The organism is Streptomyces sp. NPDC034085 (assembly GCF_055575555.1).
In genome coordinates this window covers 105050-113754 of record NZ_JBVISL010000016.1, presented here as the reverse complement: position 1 = coordinate 113754, position 8705 = coordinate 105050, and the positions used below count along the sequence as shown (strand labels likewise).

Below are 8705 nucleotides of genomic sequence, written 5' to 3'. Positions count from 1 at the left end.
TCCTTGCGGATCGACATCAGACCCGGCATCTCGTGCTCGGCCAGAGTGATCTCCTTGCGGCCGAAGGCGGCAAGGGAAAGGTCGGCGACCTTGAAGTCCATGGGTGCTGCTCCTCATGGGTCGAGAGGTGGGTACGGCTGAGCCGTGCACGGGCATGCCGGTGCACTGAGCACAGTCCGCCGCGGGGCCCTCTCTCCCCTCGGCCGGTCACGAGGACCGCCCGACCGCCATCAGCAGCGACGCCTGACACTGATGACGAATCTACACCGATCGGCGCGGCGGACCCCAGTGGGGACGGGAAGAAGTCGGCTTCGTCGTGACGGCCGCCCGGCGGAGCGTTCGGGGCCTTTCGGACTTCTGATCCGCCCTCGCGTGGTGGACGATGCCGGTGGACCGGATCGTATCCGCGGTCTCGCGGACCCTGCGGCGTGAAGGAGATTCAAGTGACCAGTCCAGCCGGCCCTGCCGGTGACGGCGGTGCGAGCGGGCGCGGGCGCCCGAAGCTGCTCGCCGTCACCGCGTGCCCCACGGGGATCGCGCACACCTACATGGCCGCCGAGAAGCTCCAGCAGGCCGCGGCCGAGCTCGGCGTGGACCTGAAGGTGGAGACCCAGGGCTCGATCGGGGCGGAGAACGTCCTCTCTGACAACGATGTCAGAGAGGCGGACGGGATCATCATCGCCGCCGACACGGAGGTCGACCGCGGGCGCTTCGCCGGCAAGCGGGTCCTGGCCACCTCAGTCGCCGACGGCATCCACAAGCCGAAGGAGCTGATCGAGCGCGTACGGAGCGCGCCGGTGCAGGCGGGCGCCGTGGCCTCCGGCCGTACGGGCGGGGCGGGTGGGGGCGGGCGCGAGCGCAGTGCCGCGTACAAGGCGCTGATGAACGGCGTCTCCCACATGATCCCGTTCGTGGTCGTGGGCGGGCTGCTGCTCGCCGTGTCGATCGCGCTCGGCGGCCACAGCACGCCCAAGGGCATCGAGTTCGACAAGGACTCGTTCTGGTTCCACGTCAACGCGCTGGGCGGTCTCGGCTTCAAGCTGATGCTGCCGATCTTCTCCGGCTACATCGCGTCCGCGCTGGGAGACCGTCCCGCACTGGTGCCCGGCATGATCGGCGGCTTCCTCGCCGCCGATGCCGTGAACCTCTACGGCGCGGACGCGAACGCGGGCTTCCTGGGCGCGATCGCGACCGGTTTCCTCGCCGGCTACCTGGTCGTCTGGATCAAGAAGGTCAGGGTCCCCCGGTTCGTCCAGCCGATCATGCCGATCATCGTGATCCCGATCGTGTCGACGCTCACGCTCGGGTTGTTCTACATCTACGTCATCGGGCAGCCCATCTCCTGGGTCTTCACGCACCTGACCGACTGGCTGAACGGGATGACCGGCTCCAGTGCGATCGTGCTCGGCGCCCTGATCGGTCTGATGATCGCCTTCGACATGGGCGGCCCCGTCAACAAGACGGCCTTCCTCGTGGCGGTGGGCCTCATCGGCACCAACGACGCCGTCATGGGCATGGCCGCCGCCGCGATCCCGGTCATGCCGCTCGGCCAGGGCCTCGCCACGCTCCTGCGCCGCGGGCTCTACACCGAGCAGGAGCGGGAGACGGGCGTGGCGGCCCTGTTCATGGGCTTCTTCGGGATCTCCGAGGGCGCCATCCCGTTCGCCGCGGCGCGGCCGGCGCAGGTCATCCCCGCGAACATGCTCGGCGGGGCGGTGGCCGGTGCCGTCACCGGGCTGTCCGGGGTCGAGGACTCGGTGCCGCACGGTGGTCCGGTCGTCTCGGTCTTCGGCGCCGTCGGCGGGGTGGCGATGTTCTTCGTCGCGATCGGCGTCGGCACGGTGGTGACCGCGCTGACGACCAACGCCCTGATCGGGATCAAGGCGCGCCGGGGCCGCGCCGCCGCACCGGTGGGGGCCCGGGTGCGCGCGCCCGAGCCCGCCGCGGCCGGGCCCGCCGCCGCCGCGGACGAGGAGCCGGAGGTGCTCTCCGGGTACCTGACCGCCCGGACCGTCAAGACGGAGCTGGCCTCGGGCACCAAGGAGGAGGCGATCCGGGAGATGGCCGGGCTGCTGGCCGCCGCCGGGCACGTCCGGGACGTCGAGGAGCTCGTACGGGTGGCTCTCGCCCGGGAGGCGCAGGGCACGACGGGGCTCGGCGAGTCGATCGCGATCCCGCACGCCAAGACGGACGCGGTGACCCGGCCCACCGTCGGGTTCGCCCGGTCCGGCGGGGGCATCGAGTGGGGCGCGCTGGACGGCACGAAGGCCCGGCTGGTCTTCATGATCGCGGTGCCGGAGGCCGCCGCCGGTGACGAGCACCTGCGGATCCTGGCGCTGCTGTCGCGCAAGCTGATGGACGGCGGCTTCCGCACCCGGCTCCAGTCGGCTCCCGACGGGCCGGCCGTCCTGGAGGTGCTGCGCGAGATCCGCTAGGGGGTGTCCGCAAGTGGCGCCGGCCGCCCGCAGGGCAGGTGGGACGGTGCGGACACCCCCTGGGCCCGCGCAGTGTCCGAATCGGTATGTACGGACTTGGCACACCAGGGCCCCGGCGGCGTCTGCGGCTTCCGCGTCGACCTACGATGCAGGGCAGGTACAGCGGAAGGGACGAAATGGAACACAGGCCAGGACGCGGACGCGGCATCGCGGCGATCGTCCTGCTGGTGCTCGGAGCGGTCATCCTCGTCGGGGTGACGGTGGCGAAGGCCGTGGCCCCGCCGTCGCGCTACACGCAGGGCAAGGCGGTCGGCTGGCACATGGCGCCGACCTACACCGACGGAGAGAGCATCTACCTGGAGCCGGTCGCCAAGGGCGCGCTGCGGCGGGGCGACGTCGTCCTCGCCTCCGTTCCGTGGTCCCTGCACAAGACGCAGATGAACCGGGTCATCGCCGTGGGCGGGGACCGCATCCGCTACAAGCCGAGCAGCAAGATCACCGGCCAGTACCGCCTGGTGCTGAACGGCCTGCCGCTGGACGAGCCGTACCTGGAGCAGTGGAAGAACCCGTCGGCGGTGGGGTTCGACGTGACGGTGCCCAAGGGCTACGTCTTCCTGATGGCCGACAACCGGATGAACTCGGACGGCTCGCAGTACGCGAACAACGGACCGGTCCCGGCGAGCAAGGTCGCCTCCAAGGTCGTGACGTTCCCGATGGCGAAGCTGGCCGTGTGGGGGCAGTTGGCCGGTGTCCTGGTGCTGGCCGTGGGCGCGGCGTTCGGGTTCGCCTCCCGGCGGGCGCGCGGGCGGGCGCCGCGGGCGGCGGTCCCGGCTCCCGCGAGGTCCCCGGTGGCCCTGAAGCCGGCCGCCCCCGCCGAGGCGGCCGCGGCCGGGGAGCGCGCGGACGTGCCGTCGTGACGGCGGACGGACGCAGGGCGTACGAAGGCCCCCGCAGCCGGTGAGCTGCGGGGGCCTTCGCGTGCGTCCGGGGCCGGTCAGTGGCCTTCGGCCTTGCCGAGGCCGACGGCCTCGGGGCGGTAGATGTCCGGCTCCAGGTAGATCACGCGGGCGATCGGGACGGCGGCGCGGATGCGGGCCTCGGCGGCGTTGATGGCGTTGGCCACCTCGGAGGCGGTGTCGTCGTGCTGGACGGCGATCTTGGCGGCGACGAGGAGTTCCTCGGGGCCGAGGTGCAGGGTGCGCATGTGGATCACGCCGGTGACGGTGTCCCCGTCGACGAGCGCGGCCTTGATCTTCTCGACCTCGGCGGTGCCGGCGGCCTCACCGAGCAGCAGGGACTTGGTCTCCAGGGCGAGCACGATAGCGATGACGATCAGCAGGACGCCGATGCACAGGGTGCCGATGCCGTCCCAGACCCCGTTGCCGGTGAGCAGGGCGAGGCCGACGCCGGCGAGGGCGAGGACGAGGCCGACGAGCGCGCCGAGGTCCTCCAGCAGGACCACGGGCAGTTCGGGCGCCTTGGCGCTCTTGATGAACTGGCGCCAGCTCTGGCTGCCGCGGGTCTCGTTGGACTCCTTGATGGCGGTGCGGAAGGAGAAGCTCTCCGCGGCGATCGCGAAGACGAGGACGCCGACGGGCCAGTACCAGGCCTCGATCTCGTGCGGGTCGTGGATCTTCTCGTAGCCCTCGTAGATGGCGAACATGCCGCCGACGGTGAAGAGCACGATGGAGACGAGGAAGGCGTAGATGTAGCGTTCGCGCCCGTACCCGAAGGGGTGTTGGGGGGTCGCCTCGCGCTGGGCCTTCTTCCCGCCGAGGAGCAGCAGGCCCTGGTTTCCGGAGTCGGCCACCGAGTGGACGCTTTCCGCGAGCATCGACGAGGAGCCGCTGAAGAGGAAGGCCACGAACTTGGCTACAGCGATGGCGAGGTTCGCGGCAAGTGCCGCCACGATCGCCCTGGTACCGCCCGACGCACTCATGGGTGCTGGATTCCCTTCCTAGCCACTGACTACGGCCGCACATTGTTGCAGCTGCCCGTGCGACCGACGTTGAATCAGATGACGACGGTGGCGCGGAAGACGGTACCCGTACCGGACAGTTCGGTCTTTTCGCCTGCCGGGACGAAGACCGACTCGCCGGGGGCCAGGGCGAGTTCGCCGACCCGGGGGGTGCCGGCGGTGCACAGCAGGATCTGCGGGGCGCCGTCGGGGAGGGCGCGGGGGGCGCCGCCGGGGGCCAGGACGTGGCGGGAGAGCCGGAACTCGTCGATCGGGGTCTCGTAGACCTCCTCGCCGTCGCCCTCGGGGCGCAGGACGCCGGGGGCGCTCGGCTCGAAGACGACGACCTTGAGCAGCTCGGGGACGTCCACGTGCTTGGGCGTCAGTCCGCAGCGCAGCACGTTGTCGGAGTTGGCCATGAGCTCGACGCCGAGGCCGTCGAGGTAGGCGTGCGGGATGCCGGCGCCGAGGAACATGGCCTCGCCGGGCTGGAGCCGGACGTGGTTGAGGAGCATGGCCGCGATCACGCCCGGGTCGCCCGGGTAGTCGTGGACGAGCCCCGCGTAGGGCGCGTACGGGCCTCCGAGGCGTTCGGCGGCGGCAGCGGCCTCGGCGACCGTGTGGGCCATCTCGGCGCGGTCGGCGGTGAGGACGGCGGTGAGGACCTCGCGCAGGGCCGCTTCTTCGGGGTGGGCGTGCAGCAGGTCGACGTACGGCTTGAGGGAGTCGACGCCGAGCCCGTCGAGGAGGGCCGCGGCCTCCAGCGGCGGGCGGAATCCGCACAGGCCGTCGAAGGGGGTGAGCGCGCAGATCAGTTCGGGCTTGTGGTTGGCGTCCTTGTAGTTGCGGTGGGCCGCGTCGATCGGGACGCCGCGGCGCTCCTCGTCCTCGAAGCCGGCCCTGGCCTGGGCCAGGTCGGGGTGGACCTGGAGCGACAGGGGGGCGCCGGCGGCGAGGAGCTTGAGGAGGAACGGCAGGCGGGGGCCGAACTTGGCGACGGTGGCGGATCCGAGCTCGCCCTCGGGGTCGGCGGCGATGACGGCGGCCAGGGTGGTCTCGCCGGCTCCGCGGTCGAGGCGGGAGGGGGCTCCGGGGTGGGCGCCCATCCACATCTCGGCCTGGGGCTCACCGGTCGGCTCGACTCCGAGGAGGGCCGGGATCGCGGTGGTGGATCCCCACGCGTAGGGGCGGATCGTGTTGGTCAGGCGGTCCATCGTCGTCGTCTTCCTGGATCTGGATGTGGTGCGGGCACGGGTGTGTGCCTCAGCTTTGTCCCCGGGCTGCCAGCGCGAGGTAGGCGGTGGCGAAGTCGGTGACGGCGAGGAGTTCGGCGAGCTGTTCCAGCTCGCCGCCCTCCTCCGGTTCGAGCTCGCTGACGGCCGTGTCGTGGCTGAGGGCGAGCTCGCGCGCGGCCGGGGCGGCGGTGAGGCCGCCGGCGGGCCGGTCGCGCAGCAGGACGATGCGGGCGCGCAGGGCCTGGGGATCCTCGACGCGGTCCCGGAAGAAGTCGTCGGGGTCGGCTCCCGCGGCGAAGGAGCCGGCGAGCAGCACCCCGTGGGCGGGCAGCGCCTCGGGGAGGCTGGCGGCGAGCGCGGGGCGTCCGGCCAGCTCGGCGAGAGTGGCGGCGAAGCGGCGGCCGGCGGGGGCCGCCGTGTCGCCCTCGCTCCAGATGAGGGGCAGCGAGTCGGCCAGCTCGGCGGCGAGGGTCTTGGCGGGGTTGGAGTACGTGACGATGGCCGGACCGCAGCGCTCGGCGGTGCGGTCGAGCCGGTCGGCGGCGCGCTGGAGGGCGTCGGGGGGCGCGCTGACCAGGCCGAGCTTGTCGAGGAGGACCAGCAGCGGGGTCAGCAGCGCCCAGAGGGCGCCGGGGCCGGCCGCGGCGGACTCGTCGTAGTCCTGGTACGGGGCCTTGGCCATCGGTACGAGGACCCCGTGCGCGCCGTCCACGGCCTCGCTCAGCGGTGAGCGTTCGGGGGCCACGGCGACCACGGTGCAGCCGCGCCGGTAGGCCTGCTCGGCGAGGACCGCGAGGCCGGGCTCGGTGCCGTCGGTGGTGGCGAGGAGCAGCAGGTCCACCGGGCCCACCCAGCCGGGCAGCGCCCAGCGCAGCGCCCCGGACGCGTGCGCGACGCCGGTGGGGTGCAGGCGGGTGACCGGGGCGGCGGCTCCGGCGAGGGCGCCCAGCAGGTCGGCGACGCCGGTGGCGGCGGTGCCGGGGCCGGCGATGAGCACGGCGCGGGGGCGCCCGTCGGGGCGCAGGTCCGCGAGGCCGGCCTCGGTGGCGTGCCGGGCCGCGGTGCGGACTCTGGCCCCGGCCTCGGCGGCGCCGCGGAGCAGGCCGCGGCGGTCGGCGCGGGCGAGATCGTCCGGCGCGTCGAGGAGTGACTCGTCGAGCATGGGGGCCTCCGGCGGTGTTGACGGATCCAGGCTGGTCGAGCGGCGGAGCGGGGCCGGGTCAGGCCGGGCGGCGGGCCTCGTCCACGAGGAGCACCGGGATGCCGTCGCGAACCGGGTAGGCGAGGCCGCAGTCCTGGCCGGTGCAGATCAGCTCGGGTGCGGTCTCGTCCGCCGAGTTGTCCTGGAGGGGAGCGTGGCAGGCGGGGCAGGCGAGGATCTCCAGCAGGCCGGCTTCGAGCGGCATGGGGCGGTTCCCTTCGGGGATGCGGATCGCGGGTCGCGGATTGGGCGAGGTCAGCGTACCGCCGAGTCACCTGCGGTGCGGCTCGAAGGGGGGGCGGGCGCCGCCCGTCGGCCTGGGCCGCCCTGCCGGGCGGGGTTACCCCGGTCCGGGTGCGGGTCGGTTGCGGGGCTCTGCCCCCGGACCCCCGCGCCTCAAACGCCGGCGGGGCTGGATCTCGGGGCCCCGGGGCCCCGGGGCGGGCCCCGGAACCCCGTGCCCGCCGGCCGGGCGCTACGCGCGGACGAGGGCGAGGACCTCGTCGCGGATCTTGGCCAGGGTGGCCTCGTCGCGGGCCTCCACGTTGAGGCGCAGGAGCGGCTCGGTGTTGGAGGGGCGCAGGTTGAACCACCAGTCGGCGGCGGAGACCGTGAGGCCGTCCAGCTCGTCGAAGGTGACGCCGTCCTGGCCGGCGTACGCGGCCTTGACCTCGGCGGTGCGGGCGGCCTGGTCGGCGACGGTCGAGTTGATCTCGCCGGAGCCCACGTAGCGGTCGTACTCGGCGACCAGCTCGGACAGGGTGCCCTGCTGCCCGCCGAGGGCGGCGAGGACGTGGAGCGCGGCGAGCATGCCGGTGTCCGCGTTCCAGAAGTCCTTGAAGTAGTAGTGCGCGGAGTGCTCGCCGCCGAAGATGGCGCCGGAGGCGGCCATCTCGGCCTTGATGAAGGAGTGGCCCACGCGGGTGCGGACGGGGGTGCCGCCGTTCTCGCGGACGACCTCGGGCACCGACCACGAGGTGATCAGGTTGTGGATGATCGTGCCGCTGCCGCCGTGGCGGGCCAGCTCGCGGGCCGCGACCAGGGCGGTGATGGCGGACGGGGAGACGCCCTCGCCGCGCTCGTCGACGACGAAGCAGCGGTCGGCGTCGCCGTCGAAGGCGAGGCCGAGGTCGGCGCCCTCGGCGATGACGCGCGCCTGGAGGTCGACGATGTTCTTCGGGTCGAGCGGGTTGGCCTCGTGGTTCGGGAAGGTGCCGTCCAGCTCGAAGTACATGGGGACGAGGTCCAGCGGGAGGCCCTCGAAGACGGTCGGGACGGTGTGGCCGCCCATGCCGTTGCCCGCGTCGACGACGACCTTCAGCGGGCGGATGGCGGTCAGGTCGACCAGGCCCTTGAGGTGCTCGGCGTAGCCGGTGAGGGTGTCCTGCTCGGTGATGGTGCCCGGGACGGTGCCGGCGGGGATCTCCGGGGCGCCCTCGTCGGTCCACCTCTCGGCGAGCTCGCGGATCGTGGCCAGGCCGGTGTCCTGGCCGACCGGGGCGGCGCCGGCGCGGCAGAGCTTGATGCCGTTGTACTGGGCCGGGTTGTGCGACGCGGTGAACATGGCGCCGGGCAGGTCCAGCTTGCCGGAGGCGTAGTACAGCTGGTCGGTGGAACACAGGCCGATGAGGGTGACGTCGACGCCGCGGGCGGCCGCGCCCCGGGCGAAGGCGGCCGACAGGCCGGGCGAGGAGGGCCGCATGTCGTGACCGACCACGATCGCCGTGGCGCCGGTGACCTCGACGAACGCAGCACCGAACAGTTCTGCCAGGGGCTCGTCCCACTCGTCCGGTACGACGCCCCGTACGTCGTACGCCTTGACGATGTTCGAAAGATCTGCGGCCACTGCCTGCCCTCCTGAAGGTCCTGTGCGGTGA

At 72.9% G+C, this 8705-nt stretch carries 8 protein-coding genes; 2 read left to right on the top strand and 6 right to left on the bottom strand.

The annotated features are described in order from the left end of the window. Nucleotides 1-101: adenosylhomocysteinase (locus ACZ501_RS33675; protein ID WP_468800388.1), on the bottom strand; the 101-nt coding region annotated here is incomplete at its 3' end. 342 nt (nucleotides 102-443) lie between these two features. On the opposite strand from ACZ501_RS33675, the gene ACZ501_RS33670 reads away from it, so the two are divergent. Together ACZ501_RS33670 and lepB are read left to right on the top strand one after the other, a co-directional pair. Continuing rightward, nucleotides 444-2435, top strand: a complete 1992-nt coding sequence (locus tag ACZ501_RS33670) for a fructose-specific PTS transporter subunit EIIC (RefSeq protein WP_468800378.1) — start codon at nucleotides 444-446, stop codon at nucleotides 2433-2435. A gap of 176 nt (nucleotides 2436-2611) precedes the next feature. Next, nucleotides 2612-3352: a signal peptidase I gene (lepB, locus tag ACZ501_RS33665; RefSeq protein WP_468800376.1), complete on the top strand. Its 741-nt coding sequence runs from the start codon at nucleotides 2612-2614 to the stop codon at nucleotides 3350-3352. A gap of 77 nt (nucleotides 3353-3429) precedes the next feature. On the opposite strand, the gene ACZ501_RS33660 is transcribed toward lepB, so the two are convergent. The 5 genes from ACZ501_RS33660 to ACZ501_RS33640 all read right to left on the bottom strand — a co-directional run bounded on the left by ACZ501_RS33660 (nucleotide 3430) and on the right by ACZ501_RS33640 (nucleotide 8674). Further along, nucleotides 3430-4374 (bottom strand): cation diffusion facilitator family transporter, encoded by a 945-nt coding sequence (locus tag ACZ501_RS33660; RefSeq protein ID WP_468800374.1) that lies wholly within the window; start codon nucleotides 4372-4374, stop codon nucleotides 3430-3432. A gap of 74 nt (nucleotides 4375-4448) precedes the next feature. After that, on the bottom strand, nucleotides 4449-5606 hold the full coding sequence (gene manA, locus ACZ501_RS33655; RefSeq protein WP_468800372.1) for a mannose-6-phosphate isomerase, class I: 1158 nt from the start codon (nucleotides 5604-5606) through the stop codon (nucleotides 4449-4451). A 49-nt stretch (nucleotides 5607-5655) separates the two neighbouring features. Then, nucleotides 5656-6789, bottom strand: coding sequence for an SIS domain-containing protein (locus ACZ501_RS33650; RefSeq protein WP_361598191.1), 1134 nt, complete (start codon nucleotides 6787-6789; stop codon nucleotides 5656-5658). A 58-nt stretch (nucleotides 6790-6847) separates the two neighbouring features. After that, entirely contained in the window at nucleotides 6848-7033 is a 186-nt protein-coding gene (locus ACZ501_RS33645) for a Trm112 family protein (RefSeq protein WP_351829954.1), read from the bottom strand. A 270-nt stretch (nucleotides 7034-7303) separates the two neighbouring features. Continuing rightward, nucleotides 7304-8674: a phosphomannomutase/phosphoglucomutase gene (locus ACZ501_RS33640; RefSeq protein ID WP_468800370.1), complete on the bottom strand. Its 1371-nt coding sequence runs from the start codon at nucleotides 8672-8674 to the stop codon at nucleotides 7304-7306. Nucleotides 8675-8705 lie beyond the last annotated feature (31 nt).